At 60.2% G+C, this 17,130-nt stretch carries 16 protein-coding genes; 6 read left to right on the plus strand and 10 right to left on the minus strand.

The window, feature by feature from the left end; all coding sequences use genetic code 11:
* Positions 1–52: 52 nt before the first annotated feature.
* From ABIB48_RS04420 to ABIB48_RS04435, 4 genes are read right to left on the minus strand one after another with little or no spacing between them, the layout of a single operon-like run.
* Positions 53–1,531 carry a rhamnulokinase gene (locus ABIB48_RS04420; protein WP_354212252.1) on the minus strand — a complete coding sequence of 493 codons (1,479 nt, stop codon included), beginning with the start codon at positions 1,529–1,531 and terminating at the stop codon, positions 53–55.
* Complete coding sequence (locus ABIB48_RS04425; RefSeq protein ID WP_354212253.1) at positions 1,528–3,609, minus strand: bifunctional aldolase/short-chain dehydrogenase; 2,082 nt, start codon at positions 3,607–3,609, stop codon at positions 1,528–1,530. Before ABIB48_RS04425 ends, ABIB48_RS04420 begins: the two co-directional genes overlap by 4 nt.
* A gap of 3 nt (positions 3,610–3,612) precedes the next feature.
* Positions 3,613–4,779 carry an L-rhamnose isomerase gene (gene rhaI / locus ABIB48_RS04430; RefSeq protein WP_354212254.1) on the minus strand — a complete coding sequence of 389 codons (1,167 nt, stop codon included), beginning with the start codon at positions 4,777–4,779 and terminating at the stop codon, positions 3,613–3,615.
* Positions 4,776–5,135 (minus strand): L-rhamnose mutarotase, encoded by a 360-nt coding sequence (locus tag ABIB48_RS04435; RefSeq protein WP_354212255.1) that lies wholly within the window; start codon positions 5,133–5,135, stop codon positions 4,776–4,778. The genes rhaI and ABIB48_RS04435 overlap by 4 nt, the downstream gene beginning before the upstream one ends.
* 124 nt (positions 5,136–5,259) lie before the next feature.
* On the opposite strand from ABIB48_RS04435, the gene ABIB48_RS04440 reads away from it, so the two are divergent.
* Positions 5,260–6,270, plus strand: a complete 1,011-nt coding sequence (locus tag ABIB48_RS04440; RefSeq protein WP_354212381.1) for a LacI family DNA-binding transcriptional regulator — start codon at positions 5,260–5,262, stop codon at positions 6,268–6,270.
* A gap of 104 nt (positions 6,271–6,374) precedes the next feature.
* On the opposite strand, the gene gdhA is transcribed toward ABIB48_RS04440, so the two are convergent.
* The 3 genes from gdhA to ABIB48_RS04455 all read right to left on the minus strand — a co-directional run bounded on the left by gdhA (position 6,375) and on the right by ABIB48_RS04455 (position 9,822).
* Positions 6,375–7,715, minus strand: a complete 1,341-nt coding sequence (gene gdhA, locus ABIB48_RS04445; RefSeq protein WP_110105131.1) for an NADP-specific glutamate dehydrogenase — start codon at positions 7,713–7,715, stop codon at positions 6,375–6,377.
* 160 nt (positions 7,716–7,875) lie between these two features.
* Positions 7,876–8,601 carry an ArsR/SmtB family transcription factor gene (locus ABIB48_RS04450; RefSeq protein WP_354212256.1) on the minus strand — a complete coding sequence of 242 codons (726 nt, stop codon included), beginning with the start codon at positions 8,599–8,601 and terminating at the stop codon, positions 7,876–7,878.
* A 72-nt stretch (positions 8,602–8,673) separates the two neighbouring features.
* A complete protein-coding gene (locus ABIB48_RS04455) occupies positions 8,674–9,822 on the minus strand; it encodes an acetoin utilization protein AcuC (protein ID WP_354212257.1) in 1,149 nt (382 codons plus the stop codon).
* A 189-nt stretch (positions 9,823–10,011) separates the two neighbouring features.
* On the opposite strand from ABIB48_RS04455, the gene ABIB48_RS04460 reads away from it, so the two are divergent.
* From ABIB48_RS04460 to ABIB48_RS04480, 5 genes are read left to right on the plus strand one after another with little or no spacing between them, the layout of a single operon-like run.
* Entirely contained in the window at positions 10,012–11,388 is a 1,377-nt protein-coding gene (locus ABIB48_RS04460) for a TrkH family potassium uptake protein (RefSeq protein WP_354212382.1), read from the plus strand.
* A gap of 40 nt (positions 11,389–11,428) precedes the next feature.
* The gene (locus tag ABIB48_RS04465; RefSeq protein WP_110105338.1) at positions 11,429–12,067 is read left to right on the plus strand and encodes a potassium channel family protein; all 639 of its coding nucleotides are present in this window, start codon (positions 11,429–11,431) and stop codon (positions 12,065–12,067) included.
* 51 nt (positions 12,068–12,118) lie between these two features.
* Positions 12,119–12,625, plus strand: a complete 507-nt coding sequence (locus ABIB48_RS04470; RefSeq protein ID WP_354212258.1) for a methylated-DNA--[protein]-cysteine S-methyltransferase — start codon at positions 12,119–12,121, stop codon at positions 12,623–12,625.
* A gap of 21 nt (positions 12,626–12,646) precedes the next feature.
* Positions 12,647–13,213 (plus strand): RNA polymerase sigma factor, encoded by a 567-nt coding sequence (locus ABIB48_RS04475; protein WP_354212383.1) that lies wholly within the window; start codon positions 12,647–12,649, stop codon positions 13,211–13,213.
* Between the two features lie 6 nt (positions 13,214–13,219).
* Positions 13,220–13,831, plus strand: coding sequence for a methylated-DNA--[protein]-cysteine S-methyltransferase (locus ABIB48_RS04480; protein WP_354212259.1), 612 nt, complete (start codon positions 13,220–13,222; stop codon positions 13,829–13,831).
* A gap of 158 nt (positions 13,832–13,989) precedes the next feature.
* Here the strand turns inward: ABIB48_RS04480 and proC are convergent, their stop codons facing one another.
* The 3 genes from proC to ABIB48_RS04495 all read right to left on the minus strand — a co-directional run bounded on the left by proC (position 13,990) and on the right by ABIB48_RS04495 (position 17,047).
* Positions 13,990–14,829 carry a pyrroline-5-carboxylate reductase gene (proC, locus tag ABIB48_RS04485; protein ID WP_354212260.1) on the minus strand — a complete coding sequence of 280 codons (840 nt, stop codon included), beginning with the start codon at positions 14,827–14,829 and terminating at the stop codon, positions 13,990–13,992.
* Positions 14,830–15,200: 371 nt separating this feature from the next.
* Positions 15,201–16,040, minus strand: a complete 840-nt coding sequence (locus tag ABIB48_RS04490) for a sugar phosphate isomerase/epimerase family protein (protein WP_354212261.1) — start codon at positions 16,038–16,040, stop codon at positions 15,201–15,203.
* 20 nt (positions 16,041–16,060) lie between these two features.
* Complete coding sequence (locus ABIB48_RS04495) at positions 16,061–17,047, minus strand: Ppx/GppA phosphatase family protein (protein WP_354212262.1); 987 nt, start codon at positions 17,045–17,047, stop codon at positions 16,061–16,063.
* Positions 17,048–17,130: the final 83 nt, after the last annotated feature.

Raw genomic sequence — 17,130 nt, forward strand, 5'->3', positions numbered from 1 at the left:
AAGCCGTCCCTTCGTGCGGCTTTGGAAGCTGAACTCCGGCTAGATTCCACGCCTAGGCAGCCGGCGCATAGCGCTTCATTGGATGACTGGCCGCAACCATGGCCCGCAGTTCCATGAGCGTGGCAGGTGCCGCGCAGGCAGCCCGCGCCTGCAGCAGGACATTACCCAGCGCTGTTGCCTCAACCGGACCGGCCACAACACTCAGCCCGGTTGCGTTGGCGGTGAGCTGGCACAGCAGCTCGTTTTGAGATCCGCCACCCACAATGTGGATGACCTCCACCCGCTTACCTGACAGCTCCTGCGCCCGAGCCACCGTGTCTGCGTAAGCCGTGGCCAGGCTGTCCAGGATGCAGCGCACAATCGCGGCCGGCCGGGTTTCCAGCGTCTCTCCCGTTGCGCGCACCGCGTCACGGATTCGTTCCGGCATGTTTCCGGGGGCTAGAAACTCTTCAGCATCGACGTCGATCTGCGGGCCGCCCGCCGGCTCTGTTGCCGCCGCAACCAATAGCTCCGGGAGGGAAAGCTCAGCCGGGGCCACTACGGAAGCCGGGGAACCGGCGTCGGATGCTTCCTTCTCCCACGTACGGATCGATTCACTGAGCAGCCACAACCCACCCACATTGCGCAGGTAGCGGGTAGTCCCGTCCACGCCTCGCTCGTTGGTGAAGTTCGCGGATCGACTAGCCTCCGTCAGGACCGGCGCATCCAGTTCCACCCCCACTAGCGACCAAGTACCAGAGGAGATGTAGGCGAAATTGGGCCCCGAGGCAGGCACCGCCGCCACGGCAGAGGCGGTGTCATGGGAGCCCACGGCGACAACGTTCGTGGTCACGGGCAGCCCCGTCCGTGAAGCAATCTCAGATAGCAGCGGACCAACAACATCGCCAGGCTCTATCAGCGGGGGGAAGAGTCCGGCAGGCAGGCCCAGGGCATCGTGAAATTCCGTGGCCCACTCCCCCGCCACCGCGTCATAGAGCTCCGTGGTGGAGGCGTTGGTGGACTCTGTTCGGCGCTGACCTGTGAGCTTGAAAGCAATAAGATCTGGAATGAGAAGTGCCTGACGTCCCTCTAAAACCCGGCCCGTGGCCTGCTCGGCAGCCAGCTGGAAAATGGTGTTGAACGGCAAATGCTGCAAGCCGGTGGTTTCATACAGCCGTTCAGGGCCGATAAGCCCATGAACCCGTTTCACCTGTTGAGCGCCTCGGCCGTCACGGTAACTAAATGGCGGCCCTGCAAGCTCTCCTGACGCGTCTACCAGCCCGTAGTCCACAGCCCAAGTGTCGATGCCGATGCTTTCAATGGTGCTGCCAGCGGCTGCCGCGTATTTCGCGGCAGCCGCCAGCCCTGTCAGGACTTCTGCGAACAGTGTGTCAAAGTCCCAGTGCAGGCCGCCGTCATGGTCCACCACGCCGTTCGGGAAGCGGTGCACCACGTGAAGTTCCGCCGCACCGTCCAAAACTTCCCCCACCTCACCGACAATGACACGTCCGGAGGACGCGCCAATGTCGACGGCGGCAAATAGCTGTGTCATCGCAAGAATGCTGCGGCCACGCCGGCGTCCACCGGAATGTGCAGGCCTGTGGTGTGCGAAAGCTCCTGGGAGGTAAGTACCGCTGCGGCATTGGCCACGTTTTCCGGCAGGACTTCACGCTTGAGCAGAGTCCGCTGTGCGTAGTATTCGCCTAGCTTTTCCTCGTCCACACCGTAGACGGCTGCGCGCTTGGCACCCCAACCACCGGCGAAGATGCCGGAGCCACGGACCACGCCGTCGGGGTTAATGCCGTTGACGCGAATCCCGTATTCGCCCAGCTCAGCGGCTAGCAGGCGCACCTGGTGGGCCTGGTCAGCCTTGGTGGCCGAGTAGGCGATGTTGTTGGGTCCGGCAAACACAGAGTTCTTGGAAGAGATGTAGATGATGTCTCCGCCCATGTCCTGCTCTATGAGTACCTTCGCAGCTGCCTTGGACACCAAGAAGGACCCTTTGGCCATGACGTTGTGTTGCAGGTCCCAGTCCTTTTCGCTGGTTTCAAGCAGTGGCTTGGAGATGGAGAGTCCGGCGTTATTGACCACCAAATCCAATCCGCCGAAGGCGAGGACTGCGGCGTCCACCGCACCGCGCACGGCGGCTTCATCGGTCACATCGGCCTGGATCCCCACCGCGACGTCGGGCCCGCCCAATTCGGTGGCAACAGCCTGCGCTGCCTCAAGATTCAAATCCGCAATGACAACGCAGGCACCTTCTGCCGCGAGGCGGGTGGCAATAGCCTTGCCAATACCGCTCGCCGCACCCGTCACCAGCGCGATCCGAGTCGCGTGAGATTTAGGCTGAGGCAGGCGTGCCAGTTTTGCTTCTTCCAGCGCCCAGTACTCAATGCGGAACTTCTCCGCCTCGTCAATGGGGGCATACGTGGAGAGCGCTTCGGCCCCCCGCATGACGTTGATGGCGTTGAGATAGAACTCCCCCGCCACGCGTGCGGTCTGCTTGTTGGCACCATAGGAGAACATGCCAACTCCGGGTACGAGCACGATGGCCGGGTCCGCACCACGCATGGCAGGGGAATCTGCCACAGCATTACGGTCATAATAGGCGGCGTAATCAGCGCGGTACTCGGCGTGCAGTTCCTTCAGGCGAACAATGGAGTCCTCCACAGATGCATCCGCGGGCAGGTCAAGAATCAATGGCTTGACCTTGGTGCGCAGGAAGTGATCCGGACAGCTAGTGCCCAAGGCGCCCAAGCGCGGGTGTTCGGCCGAGGCCAGGAAGTCCAGCACCGCAACGTCGTCGGAAAAGTGACCAACGGCCGCCTTGTCAGTGGAGGCGAGCCCACGGATCGTGGGCGCCAGTGCGGCAGCTTTCGCACCACGCTCAGCCTCGGACAGGGCACCGTAGCCGGAAAGTGCCGGCCCGAAGGGGTCTTTGCGGCCCTGAGCGCCAATATAAGCCTCAGCAGTTTCAATAATCCACAGTGAGTTTGTCTCTGCTTCTTCACTGGTGGCACCCCAAGCGGTGATGCCGTGGCCACCCAAAATGGTGCCGATGGCTTCGGGGTTGTTTTCCTTGATAGCCGCAATATCCAAGCCCAGCTGGAAGCCGGGACGCCGCCAAGGCACCCACGCCACCTTCGTACCAAAGATCTTGGCGGTCAGCTCTTGGCCATCAGCGGCTGTAGCAATAGCAATACCCGAATCCGGGTGGAGGTGATCCACATGAGCGGCATCAACCAGACCGTGCATGGCCGTATCAATTGACGGCGCGGCGCCGCCCTTGCCATGCAGACAGTAGTCAAACGCGGCAACCATTTCATCCTCGCGCTCAACACCCGGATAAGTGTTGACCAAGGCGCGCATGCGATCCAGGCGCAGCACAGCGAGACCGGCTTTCTTCAGGGTGCCTAGATCTCCACCGGATCCCTTAACCCAGAGCAGTTCCACGTTTTCGCCCGTGACGGGGTCAACCGCAGTGCCCTTGGCGGAGGTGTTACCACCGGCGTAGTTGGTATTGCGCTTATCCGCACCCAAGCGGTTGGAGCGGGAGATCAGCTCAGCCACAGTGTCGGCGCCCTTGGACGCTGAGATGAGGTCCGTCGTCGTGCTTGTTGCTTCAGTCATTTCTTATGCTCCCCATCCGGCCTGGGTTCCGCCCACGCGCTCTTCGTTGATCTTCTTTTGGTAACCACTGGCAGCAAAAGTAGCCATGGGGTCCGCAGGTAGGCCGCGGGATTCGCGCCATGTGGCTAGTGCGGGACGGACGTCCGTGTAAAAAGCATCGGAGAACACCGCGTTGGCGGTGAGAACATCGCCGGTGTTCTGCGCCTCAGCCAGTGCAACACGGTCCACCAGCAGAGCGCGGGCTGTCATTTCCTGCACGTTGAGAACTGAGCGAATCTGGCCGGGAATCTTCTCCTCCAGGTTGTGGCACTGGTCAAGCATGAGGGCCACCTCGGAATTACCACCAAGCCCCTCGCCCCGGATGACCTCAAACATAATGCGGAACAGCTGGTAGGGATCCGCTGCGCCAACAATCAAGTCATCGTCGGCGTAGAAGCGCGAGTTGAAGTCGAAGGAACCCAGCTTGCCCAGCCGCAGCAGCTGCATGACGATGAACTCGATGTTCGTGCCGGGTGCGTGGTGACCGGTGTCGAGGCAGACCTTGGCCTTCTCCCCCAGCGCGAGTGTCTGGGCATAGGAGGTGCCCCAGTCTGGAACATCGGTATGGTAGGTAGCCGGCTCGAAGAACTTGTACTCCAGCACCATTCGCTGCTCAGCACCAAGGCGGGCATAGATTTCCTGCAGGGACTCGGCGAGGCGGTCCTGGCGGCCGCGCATATCGCCTTGGCCGGGATAGTTGGTGCCGTCAGCGAGCCAAATTTTCAGATCACGTGAGCCGGTGGCGTCCATGACATCGAGGCAGTCAAAGTGATGGTCGATCGCTTTTCGACGGACCGCCGCGTCCACATGGGTCAGGGAGCCGAACTTGTAGTCATCGTCCTGGAACGTGTTGGAGTTGATGGTGCCCAAGCCCACGCCCAGGTCCCTGGCGTAGGCGGTCAACGCATCGTAGTCCTCAACCTTGTCCCACGGAATATGCAAGGAAACCAGGGGGGCCAGTCCCGTCAACTGCTGAACCTGTGCCGCGTCAGCAATCTTTTCGTGAACCGTGCGCGGGGTTCCGGGCGTACCGAAGACCTTAAAGCGAGTGCCAGAGTTGCCATAAGCCCACGAGGGGACCTCAATAGCCAAATCATCCAAGCGGCCGAATCCCGCTGCCATGTCTGTCATTTGTTATTTCCTTCTGTCATGTTGCTGGCAGCGGCCAGCTGGTCTTCAAGGTTGAAAACTTCTTCTATCACAATGAATCCCGCATCCGGGCCTGTTTCCGACGGAGGGAAGAGCTTGGACATCTCCAGCTGCCAGCGGGAATTGACGTCCGTCACAGCCATGCGGGCGCGGGCCGCGTCGAGGTCGTCGCATTCAACGATGCCGATCAGGAGGCCGTCCTCGCCAAGGTGCAGCGTGTAGTCCTTCCAGCCCGCATTGTTCAGTTCTTGCAGCATTTCCGGCCAGACCTTTGCATGAGCTGCTTTATAGGCCTGGAGGTGTCGGGGATCCACTGCGGATCGAAAACAAACTCGCACTATGGAACCTCATCTTTGAATCGTTTCATTGTTACGTTTCAAAGTACACTTGAGCACAAATCAATGTCAACTGTCACCCACATTAAAATGATGAGTCGGGCGAAGAATGCCGGAGCAAAAGGAAATCATGCGAGCTGCAAGCATCAAAGATGTTGCCACCCATGCAGGCGTTGCGGTGGGCACAGTATCCAATGTCCTAAACTACCCGGACCGGGTTTCCAGCAAGACCCGGGAACGAGTTCAGGCATCCATTAGTGAGCTTGGCTTTGTTCGCAATGACGTGGCACGCCAGTTGCGGGCCGGACACAGCCGCACCATAGGACTTGTGGTGTTGGACATCGGAAACCCCTTCTTCTCCTCCGTGGCTCGCGCGGCAGAAGATGCAGCAGCGGAACGTGGAAACGTGGTTTTACTAGGGAACAGCGGGCACAATATAAGCCGTGAAGAGCACTACATAGAACTCTTTGAGGAGCAGCGAGTGCAGGGCGTACTTATTTCCCCTGTCACAGAAAATTCAAAACGGCTGGCCGATCTGGCTGCCAAAGGTCCCAAAGTTGTCCTGGTTGACAGCCCGTCACGCACGGGAGAATTCAGTTCAGTTTCAGTTGATGACGTTTACGGTGGATATCTGGCCACCAAGCACTTGCTGGACATTGGCCGGCGCAGAATTGCCTTTGTGGCCGGTCCGCTGCAGTTTCACCAGGTTAGCGACCGTCTGGCTGGCGCCAAGCAAGCAATTGAAGAGTGCCCTGACGCCACCCTAGAGGTCCTGCAGGCCTCAGATCTCACGGTTTTAGCCGGACGCGAGGCGGGAGACTCTCTCGTAGAACGCAAGCGCCGGAATTTACCCGACGGACTTTTTTGCACCAACGACCTGCTCGCTCTAGGCATCATGCAGTCACTCACAATGCTGCGCACAATTCGCATTCCTGAAGATGTGGCTCTTGTGGGCTACGACGACATAGACTTTTCAGCTTCTGCCGTAGTTCCACTGACTTCCATTCAACAGCCCACCGCCAAGATCGGCAGTACCGCAGTGGAACTCCTCATCGAACAATTAGAGAGCCCCGGAGTACCGCCACGGTCTGTGGTTTTCAAGCCGGAATTGATCATCAGGGCAAGTAGCTGCCCATGACGTCCTCCACCATCGGCGTTTAAATGCGCAGCGGCTTAAATGCACAGCGGCGCGCTCCCCACTTTAGGGGGAACGCGCCGCAGCACTTCTTGAAGCTGGGAAGCTTAGATCAAACCCTGCGCCAGCATGGCGTCAGCAACCTTGACGAAGCCGGCAATGTTGGCGCCCACCACGTAGTTGCCCGGTGAGCCGTAAGTATCTGCGGTCTCGGCACAGCGGTCGTGGATGCCGATCATGATCTTGTGCAGGCGCTCCTCGGTGTGCTCGAAGGACCAAGCGTCACGGCTGGCGTTCTGCTGCATTTCCAAGGCGGAGGTGGCCACGCCACCGGCGTTGGCTGCCTTGCCCGGAGCGAACAGGATGCCAGCTTCCTGGAAGACGGCAATAGCACCACTGGTGGAGGGCATATTGGCGCCTTCAGCCAAGGCAACCAGACCGCTCTTGACCATGCGGGTGGCTGCGTCAGTGTTGATTTCATTCTGCGTGGCACACGGCAGCGCAACGGAGGCGTTGACGTCCCAGACGGAACCGCCTTCAACATAGCTGACAGAGGAACCGCGGCGGACCGCGTATTCCTTCAAGCGGCCGCGCTCTTTTTCCTTGATCTGGCGCAGCAGCGGGACGTCAATGCCGTTCTCGTCCACAATGTAGCCGGAGGAATCCGAGCAAGCCACAACCTTGGCACCCCACTGCTGGGCCTTGGCAATGGCGAAGGTGGCTACGTTACCGGAGCCGGAAACAACGACGCGCTGTCCGTCGAGGGACTGACCGCGGGTCTTGAGCATTTCCTGTGTGAACATCACGGTGCCAAAGCCTGTAGCTTCCGGACGCACCAAGGAGCCGCCCCAACCGATGCCCTTGCCGGTCAAAACACCGGATTCGTAACGGTTAGTGATGCGCTTGTACTGACCGAAGAGGTAGCCAATTTCCCGGCCGCCAACCCCAATGTCACCGGCAGGAACGTCGGTGTACTCGCCAATGTGACGGTAAAGCTCAGTCATGAAGCTCTGGCAGAAGCGCATAACTTCGCCGTCAGACTTGCCGCGAGGGTCAAAGTCGGAGCCGCCCTTGCCGCCACCAATGGGCATACCTGTCAGGGCGTTCTTGAAGATCTGCTCGAAACCGAGGAACTTCACAATGCCCAGGTATACCGAGGGGTGGAAGCGCAGTCCGCCCTTGTACGGGCCAAGAGCTGAGTTGAATTCCACACGGAACCCGCGGTTGATCTGCACACGGCCGGAATCATCCATCCACGGCACCCGGAAGATGATCTGACGCTCAGGCTCACACAATCGCTGCAGCACGGCGGCGTCAACAAATTCTGGATGCTTATCCAAAACGGGGCCAAGGCTTTCAAAAACTTCCAGTACTGCCTGGTGGAATTCTTTTTCACCGGGGTTGCGGGCTAAAACTTGCTCCCGGATGGCTTCGAGCCTGGTATCCATGAGTCTCCTGAAAGGGGTGAGGCGCCGTCATGCAGCGCATAAATATGCTCTGTGGCAATTTTCCAGTCATGGTGCCACTTAGACTAATTTTTCTCACAATTCAGTATTTTATGCATGATCATACGTATCTTGATCAAGCAGTAAGATTTTTTTGTTATTTTTAGCTTTTGCGTCGCTTGAACGCGGGTAGGGCGGGCAAGTTAGCCAACAGATCGGCAGCCTTATTCGCCGCCCTGCCCATACTGCGGCTGATTTGTCCGGGTACACCGCCTTCGTATTCATTCGGCTGCGCAACACCGGAGTGCACGCTATCGAAGGGCGCCACGGCCGTAGCGTTCCTCAGCTGTTCCGAATCGGTCACGTGGGAAGCAGCCACGGCGGAATCGCTCATGTGGGAATCGGTACCCGCTGCGGCAGGTACCAGTTGGCGCGCAGGCTCCGGCGCAACTACAGGAGTAGAAACCGGAACAGGAGTTGGTACCGCAGGGGTTGGTACAGCAGCGGCAGGCACAGCAGGGGAAGCCGTAGCCGCGGGGCGAACCTTCACCACAGGTGCGGCGGCGGGCACACTACCAACGGCAGAAGCCCCAGCCCCCGCGGTTGTGCTCGCCGCGCGGGCAGCTCCGGTGGCCCCGAGGGTTTCCAGCCATGTGGATACCAGGGCAAGCGGCTCGGTATTGATGAGGTAATAGCGTTTTTGACCTTGCGCACGCATAGTCACCACTCCGGCTTCACGCAGCACGCGCAAGTGCTTCGAGACTGTGGGTTGTGAAACACCCAATTCATCAACCAGCTGCCCCACCGATTTACTCTCTTGGGCCAGCGCTTCTAAAAGATCCCGACGGGTGCTTTCGGCGATCACCGCAAAGACTTTTTCAACAACCATCCCACTACCCTAGCGACATATGCCGCTCACAGCATCTTGAAACGCTTAAAGAGCTTCAGGGTACGGCTGGAATCAGTCGAACCACGGGTCCAAGCCGTAGAGAGGGAAAACGGCCTTCCGTGTGGCCATGACGGTTCGGTCGAGCGCATCGGAGGGGTTGTAGCCAACTTCCCAGGAACGCCACCAGGTGTCTGCGTCTTCGCTCATGAGCAGCGGCGCAACCTTGCCGTACTTCTCCGCTACATAACTGCGCCACGCCTCAGGAACTGCCGTGCGCAGCGGGACCGGGCGCCCGGCAGCAATCGCCATCAGATGGCTCCATACCCTCGGCACTACGGAGACAATGTTGTACCCGCCGCCGCCCATGGCGATCCAACGGCCACCACACACCTTGTCAGCCAGCGCCGCAATGCTCAGCGCGGCCTCCCGCTGCCCGTCCACACTGGTGTTCAAGTGCGTCAGTTCATCGTCCCGGTGTGAGTCACACCCGTGCTGACTGACAATTACCTGCGGCGCAAAGGCTTCCACCAACTGAGGCACGACGGCGTGGAAGGCTCTCAGCCAGCCGGCATCTGAGGTGCCCGCCGGCAAAGCGACGTTGACAGCGGAACCTATGGCTCCCGGCCCGCCAAGATCGTTGGCGAACCCTGTGCCAGGAAACAGGCTCACACCGCTTTCATGCAGCGAAATGGTCAAAACACGCGGTTCATCCCAGAATATTTTTTCGGTGCCATCACCGTGGTGAGCATCAATGTCGATGTAAACAATCTTGGAAACACCGGAATCGAGCAGTTTTTGGATGCAAAGCGCGGTGTCGTTGTAAATACAGAAGCCGGCGCCCTTATCGGCAAAGGCGTGGTGCATGCCGCCACCAAAGTTCACTGCACGGGGAACGGCACCACTAATAATGGCGTTGGCGGCCACGAGTGAGCCGCCAGCCAGCCGTGCGCTTGCCTCATGAATGCCGGCAAAGACGGGGTCGTCCTCCGTGCCCAGCCCGCGTTCTGGATCACTGAGGGTAGGGTCCTGCCCCACACGATGCACCGCGTCAATGTAGTCGCGCGTGTGCACTGCGGCAAGTTCGTCGTCGGAAGCCACATAGGCCTCCACCACATCAACTTGGGGCAAATCAAAGATTCCCAGCTCACGGGCAAGCGTTGCCGTCAGGTCAAGGCGCTTGGGCGACATAGGATGGTTTGGGCCAAAATTGTACGCAGACATAGCCGCATCGCAGACTATGCTTGTCGGGACGGCCGCTGGCCCTGAGCTGGCAATTGATGACATCCATCACAGGCTATCGAAGTCCGGGCACAAATGACGTATCCGCGACTTCTTGAGCATTTCGTGACAGTAACTTACGGCAGGAGGGGAAGTACCGCGTTGGCTGTTAAAACCGTTCTTCCCCAATGGCTGCCCAACTGGCCGGTACGCGTTGTAGTGAGCGTCCGCGATTTCGTGGACAGGGTAGCCAATAGTTCCCCCGCCAGGTTGGCGTTGATTGTTTTTGCCCTGGTTATTCTTGCCTTCACCTTGACCCTGTGTCTGCCAGCAGCAGCCCGGGATGGTCAGGCCACCGCCTTCTATGACGCCCTGTTCACGGCGGCGTCAGCTGTCTGCGTGACGGGGCTTACCACCGTCTCCACAGCCTTGCATTGGTCATTCTTTGGCCAATTGGTGATCTTGATTGGCATCTTCGTGGGTGGTTTGGGCATCTTGACGCTCGCCTCGTTGATGGCCCTGATGGTCAGCAAGCGGCTCGGCGTGCGTGGGAAGCTCATTGCCCAGGAAGCCATGAACGCTGGCCGCATGGGCGAAGTGGGTACCTTGCTGCGCATCGTCATCAGCACGTCCGTAGCCATTGAGGTGATCTTGGCTTTGGCGTTGGCACCGCGGTTCCTGATCTTGGGCGAGCCCCTCCCCCAAGCCATCTGGCACGCCACTTTCTACTCTATCTCCGCCTTCAACAACGCAGGCTTCACACCCCATTCAGACGGTGTAGTCCCCTACGAAGCCGATCTGTGGATCCTGACCCCGCTCATGATTGGCGGTTTCATCGGCAGCCTGGGCTTCCCGGTGCTCATGGTGCTTTTGGCCACGGGCTTCCGCTTCAAAAAGTGGACGCTGCACGCAAAACTGACCATCCAGGTCTCGCTCATGCTGTTAGTGTCCGGCGCCATCCTGTGGGGTGCCATGGAGTGGACCAACCCTGACACCATTGGCGGGATGAGTGTGGGAGACAAGATCACGCACTCCGTGTTCGCCTCCGTCATGACCCGGTCCCTTGGATTTAACCTGGTGGATATGAATGCTATGCATTCCTCCACCATGTTGCTCACCGACGCCCTCATGTTTGTGGGTGGCGGTTCGGCCTCAACAGCAGGAGGCATCAAGGTCACTACCTTGGCTGTGATGTTCCTGGCCATTGTGGCCGAGGCCCGGGGTGATAACGATGTGAAAATCCACGGCCGCACCATCCCCCAAGGCACCATGCGCGTGGCCATCTCTGTGATTATGATGGGTGCCACCTTCGTCATGATTGCTTGCGGGCTCCTGCTAGCCATCTCCGGGGAAAGCCTTGACCGGGTCCTTTTTGAAACCATCTCGGCCTTCGCCACCGTGGGACTGAGTACGGGGCTCAGCGGCGAGCTGCCGCCGTCGGGCAAGTACATCCTGTCCGCCATGATGTTCTTCGGCAGGGTGGGCTCCATCACCCTGGCCTCAGCGCTGGCTCTGCGCCAACGCCGCCAGCTGTACCACTACCCGGAAGAGAGGCCCATCATTGGCTGAGAAAATAGACTCCAGCAACCGCCCACCACACAACGCGCCCGTGTTGGTGATAGGTCTGGGCCGCTTCGGGGCTGCCACGGCACACCAACTGGTCAAGCAAGGCCGCGAAGTGTTGGCCATAGAACGCGATCCGGCCCTGGTCCAAAAGTGGGCGGGCGTGCTCACCCACGTGGTTGAGGCCGACGCCACCAACATTGACGCGCTGCGCCAGCTCGGCGCGCAGGACTTCAGCTCCGCCGTGGTGGGTGTGGGTACCTCCATTGAATCCAGCGTGCTCATCACGGTGAACCTGGTGGATCTGGGCATCGCGCACCTGTGGGTCAAGGCGATCACGCAGTCGCACGGCAAGATCCTGACCCGCATTGGCGCCAACCATGTCATCTACCCCGAGGCCGACGCCGGTGTCAGAGCCGCGCACCTAGTGGGCGGGCGGATGCTTGACTTCATCGAGTTCGACGACGATTTCGCGATCGTAAAAATGTACCCGCCCAAGGAAACACAGGGCTTTACGCTGGAGGAATCCAAGGTCCGTTCCAGGTACGGGGTGACAGTGGTTGGCGTGAAATCCCCGGGTGAGGATTTCACGTACGCCCAGCCAAATACTCGTGTTTCCAGCCGAGATATGCTCATTGTTTCAGGCTATGTGGACCTGCTGGAGCGCTTCGCCGCCCGGCCCTAACCTCACATTTTATACGCGGTGTGCGTCTACAGGGCAGGAGGTTTTTTGATAATGCAACACCTGATTATTGACTCGCCCGTGGGCCTGCTGACCCTTGTGGAGAACCGCGCCGGGTTGGCGGGCGTGTACATGGCCGAGCATAAGCGCCGCCCAGCGTGGGAGACGTTGGGTGACTTGGTTGGGCCCCCAGGCTCACCGGTGCTCTGCGCCGCGACTGAGCAGCTCGGTGAGTATTTTGCCGGCTCGCTGCGCGAGTTTACGATTCCACTGGCTCCCGTAGGCTCTCCGTTCCAGCAGCGGGTTTGGGATGCGCTGAGTCAGATTCCTTATGGTGAGCTGCGAACGTATGGGGCGCTAGCGTCAATGCTGGGCGATCCCTCCATGGCGCAGGCCGTGGGCTCTGCCAACGGCCGCAATCCCCTCAGCATCATTGTCCCGTGCCACCGCGTGGTTGGTGCCGATGGTTCACTGGTGGGCTATGCCGGCGGCTTGAAGCGCAAGGAGTTTCTTCTGGAGTTGGAGAACCCAGCGCTGGGGCACACTGAGGCGCTGTTCTAGGTGAGGCTGTTCTAAGTGAGCATGAACGAATCGGGCGGGGCCGGATTGGCACGGGCAGCGGCTGCACCCCGTGCAGCTCCACCGCCCTTTGAGATGCTGGTTTCTGCCCACGGAACCGCCGTGCTGCGGGTATGCCGGGCGATGGTGGGGGTTGTGGACGCCGACGATGTCTGGCAGGAAACCTTCCTGGCAGCCCTGCGGACCTACCCGACAGCGCAAAAGGTTGTGAATTGGCAGGCCTGGCTTGTCACGATCGCACGCAACAAGTCACTGGACCACTTGCGCCGCACGGCCCGCGTCCCGGAACCCATGGAGACCGCTGGTGACGGTCCCCTGGAAGGCGGGGACGTCGTCGTACATGCCGTGGAGGCAGGTGAAACGGCTGCGGCCGTGTGGGCGGCGTTGGCGAGGTTGCCGCAGCGCCAGCGCGAGGCCGTTGTCTATCACCATTTGGTGGGGCTGCCCTATGCGGAGGTGGCGGCTTTGTTGGGGAATTCGGAGGCGGCTGCGCGGCGGGCCGCCTCTGATGCAATGGCGGCGCTGCGTGCTCTGCTGGGCGGCGATGGTAAGGGACACGGAAAGGATTGAGGGGCAATGAGTGAGACTGGAATTCCGGAAGTTTTGGCACCGCTTACCGGCGGCGAGGCTGCGGCCTTGGCTGCGCTGGCCGGTCACTTTTCTGCTGCCGCGGCCGCCGAGGGGCTGGTGGATGTGGCCTACCGCGTAGTCGATTCGCCGGTGGGTTCACTGTTGTTGGCCCGCACAGAGGCCGGACTGGTGCGGGTGGCCTTCGCCTCCGAAGGCCACGATTCCGTGCTGGACTCGCTAGCGGCGAGCATCAGCCCACGGATATTTCTGGCACCGGCACGCCTTGATGCGGCTGCACGCGAACTGGATGAGTACTTCGCCGGGCACCGGAGGCGCTTCGATCTGACCTTGGATTTTAGGCTTGCGCAAGGCTTTCGGCGCGAGGTTCTGGATTATCTGCCGCAGATCACGTACGGGCATACGGCCAGCTACGCCGCGGTGGCTGCCATGACGTCCAGTCCGCGGGCTGTGAGAGCTGTGGGAACAGCGTGTGCCCGCAATCCACTGCCGCTGGTGGTTCCCTGTCACCGGGTTGTCCGCTCTGACGGGCGCTCAGGCGCGTACCTGGGTGGCCCCGAGGCCAAGGCCCTGCTGTTAGCGCTGGAAGCCGCCTCCTGACCTGCCCTTGCCCCAGCCCCCGTGCGGACCCTATCCCAGCAATGGGGCCCATCTGCCGGACCCTATCCCAGCTATGGGGCCCAGAGCTATAGCGTTCTGACTCAACTAACCGTTGCTGCACTAGCGTCGTGAAAAATGTGACCAATGCTGCACTAGCGTCAGTTGAGGGCGGAAAGCTCCTTCGTGATCTCCGCGGCCCTTGCTGCAGCTGCTTGAGCACCCTTGAGGATAATTCCGGGCAGGCCTTCGCGATCAAAGCTGGCGATGGCTTGTTCCGTGGTCCCATTGGGACTTGTCACGGCACGGCGCAGCTCAGTGGCGTTGGCCCCCGGCTCCGCAAGCATCATCCCGGCCCCTGCTACGGTCTCGCGGGCAAGCACATGGGCTATCTGGGGCGAGAGCCCAAAGTCCTGCGCCGCAGCCGCCATGGCCTCAGCTAAGTAAAATGCGTAGGCCGGGCCGGAACCGCTGATGGCTGAAACAGCGTTTTGCTGATCTTCTGCAATATCCAGAACCACACCCGAACCATCGAAAATCTCATGGGCGCTGGCAAGATGATGCTCGTCAACGGATGATCCGGCGGATAGCGCCACAACGCCCCTGCCAACCTTTAGCGGCGTGTTCGGCATGGAACGCACCACGGGCTGTCCCGGGCGCAGCGCCCCTTCCAACTGTGCAAGCGAAACCGCTGCGGCAACGCTGATCACCACAGCGTTGGACTCGAGCGAACCGGCAATTTCTTGGCACAAGGCCGTGATCCCTACCGGCTTGACGCCAAGGATCACCACGCTTGCCCCCTCAACAGCCTGAGCGTTGGCACCGGATTCCTCATTTGAGGCCAGCGCCGTAACACCGTGCCTGATTGCCAGTTCATTGGCTCGCTCCGGGCGGCGCACCGTGACAACAACCGACAGCGGCGATACCCCCGCGGCCAGCATGCCCGCCAGAATGGCCTCGCCCATAGAGCCACAACCCAGAAACACAATCTTTTTCATCATGTCTCCATCTTTGCTTTGCACCGGCGACACACGCAAGCTGGGGCAACGCAGAACCCCGGGTTCAGGGCTCAGAAGGCGCACAAAAATTGTTTAACGGCAAATGCACAGCTTGCGCCCGGGCTATTCTCAAGAGCCGCCCGTAGTCTTTTAAATACCTCATAAGGGTGCGAGTGATGATCGGATTGGTCTTGTCCTGAAGACCAATCAAATCGCCGGAGATCTCGCCAGTGATTCCCCCCATCCACTGGTGACGACGTCTCCGGCGATTTCACGTTAAACGTCTCTTGGCCCCGACAAGCGAGAGCCGCAGCGCGGTCAACGCACGGTACCGCCAACGCACCGAGCCCTCAGCCCACGGTGCCGCGGGCCCGCTAGGGCGCTGTCTGGCCCAAATGCACTCGCGCAAATTCAAGGGTCTCGGCCAGCCATTCCTCGCGCTGCCCGGCGCCCTTGGCCTTGCGAGTGGAAACTTCGGCGACCACCGCGCCGTCGAACCCGCTATGGGCAATGTGCTGGAGCACCTCAACGCACTCCTGCGTGCCGCGTCCCGGAACCAGGTGCTGGTCCTTTGTAGACGGGGAAATCCCGTCGGTGAGGTGGACGTGGCGCAGCCGGCTACCGAGGGCCCGCACGGCGTCCAAGCTCGAAGCGTCGGCCGTGGCAGCATGCGAAAAGTCCCAGGTAACGTCCTGGTAGTCCATGCGCACCGGATCCCAATGCGGCAGATAGGCCAATGCCTCGCGTCCGCGGACACGCCACGGGTACATGTTTTCCACTGCAATACGTACTCCAAAAGCGTCAGCAATATCGCGTACACCCTGGGCAAAAGTTTCGGCGTAACCGTTCTGCCAGCGGAACGGCGGATGCACCACCACTACCTCGGCGCCCACATCCACCGCCATCTGGGCTGAGCGCTGCACCTTGTTCCAGGCACTGCCCCAAACCTGCTGCGTCAACAAGAGCGTAGGCGCATGGATCGCCAAAATGGGTTGCTCATACCGTTCGGCCAGCCGGTTCAGTGCGGATGAATCCTGGCTGTCACCGTTGTGTGTCACGAGCACCTCGACGCCGTCGTACCCCAAATCCGCCGCCACCGCGAACCCGTCATGCACCGAAAGTGGATACACAGATGCCGTGGAAAGTGCCACGGGAATGTGCCGCCGTGGAGCCTTGGGAACATCGGCGCCGTGATTAGGGCTGGTTGAATCCATAGGTCCTGACATCCTTTCTACTACTTAGTATCCGAATTTCTCAGCTTAGCAACATGTGCAGGCGGGTCCAGCGGGCCATCAAAGACCAACTGGTCAAGGCGCCGCAGAATCAAACCTTCGCGCAGCGCCCAGGGACTGATTTGCATGCTCGTCACATTGAACATTTCAAGGGCGCTCTGTGCCACGAGCGCCCCGGCCAGCACCTGTTGTGCCCGTGCGGATGAGACACCCGGCAAGAACAATCTGTCCGCCGAGGACATCGCTGAGAGCCGTTGGGACCACAAGCCAAGATCGCTCAGATGAAGTTCCCGGCGCACATAGGGCCCCATGGACGACGGCGCAGCGCCCGTTATGCGTGCCAGCGCACGGAATGTTTTGGAAGAGCCCGTCACGATGTTCGGGACACCGAGCTTCTTGGTTTCCGCGATAGGTTCCTTGAGCGTCGATTTGATGTGCTTGCGCAGTTCCTTAATGCTTTTGGCCGTGGGCGGGTCCTCAGCCAACCATTCCCGGGTCAGCCGCCCGGCACCCAACGGCACCGAATGGGCCAGGACTGGCAGCTCGTTCTCGCCCTGGGAGATCTCAAAGGAACCACCGCCTATGTCAAGGTTCAAAATGGTTCCCGCACCCCAGCCGAGCCAACGACGCACGGCAAAGAACGTCATTGCAGACTCCTCTTCACCGGTCAGTTCGGTCAGGCGGACAGTGGTCTCATGCTGGACCCTGGCCAGTACGGCCGCACCATTGGTGGATTCACGGATGGCTGAGGTGCAGAACGCCAACAAATCCTTTGCCTTGTGCTTGGCAGCAAATTCCCACGCCTCAAGGATGAACTCAATCAGCTCATGTTGGCCCTCGTCGCTGATGTTTCCTTCATCATCAAGGTACTTCACCAAGCTCAACGGGCGCTTGTGGGAGGCGTAGGGCACGGGGTTTGCCCCGGGGCGCGCATCAACAAGCAGCAGGTGGACTGTATTTGACCCAATGTCGAGTACGCCTAATCTCATAAGCCCATTATTGTCCCTCGGAACCCATTCCATGCAGAAGGCCGCCCGGTGGCGAAGCGTATTGCCTCGCTTTGCCACCAGAG

The organism is Arthrobacter sp. UYCu511 (genome assembly GCF_040547105.1).
In the GTDB taxonomy this organism is placed as follows: Bacteria; Actinomycetota; Actinomycetes; order Actinomycetales; family Micrococcaceae; genus Specibacter; species Specibacter psychrochitiniphilus.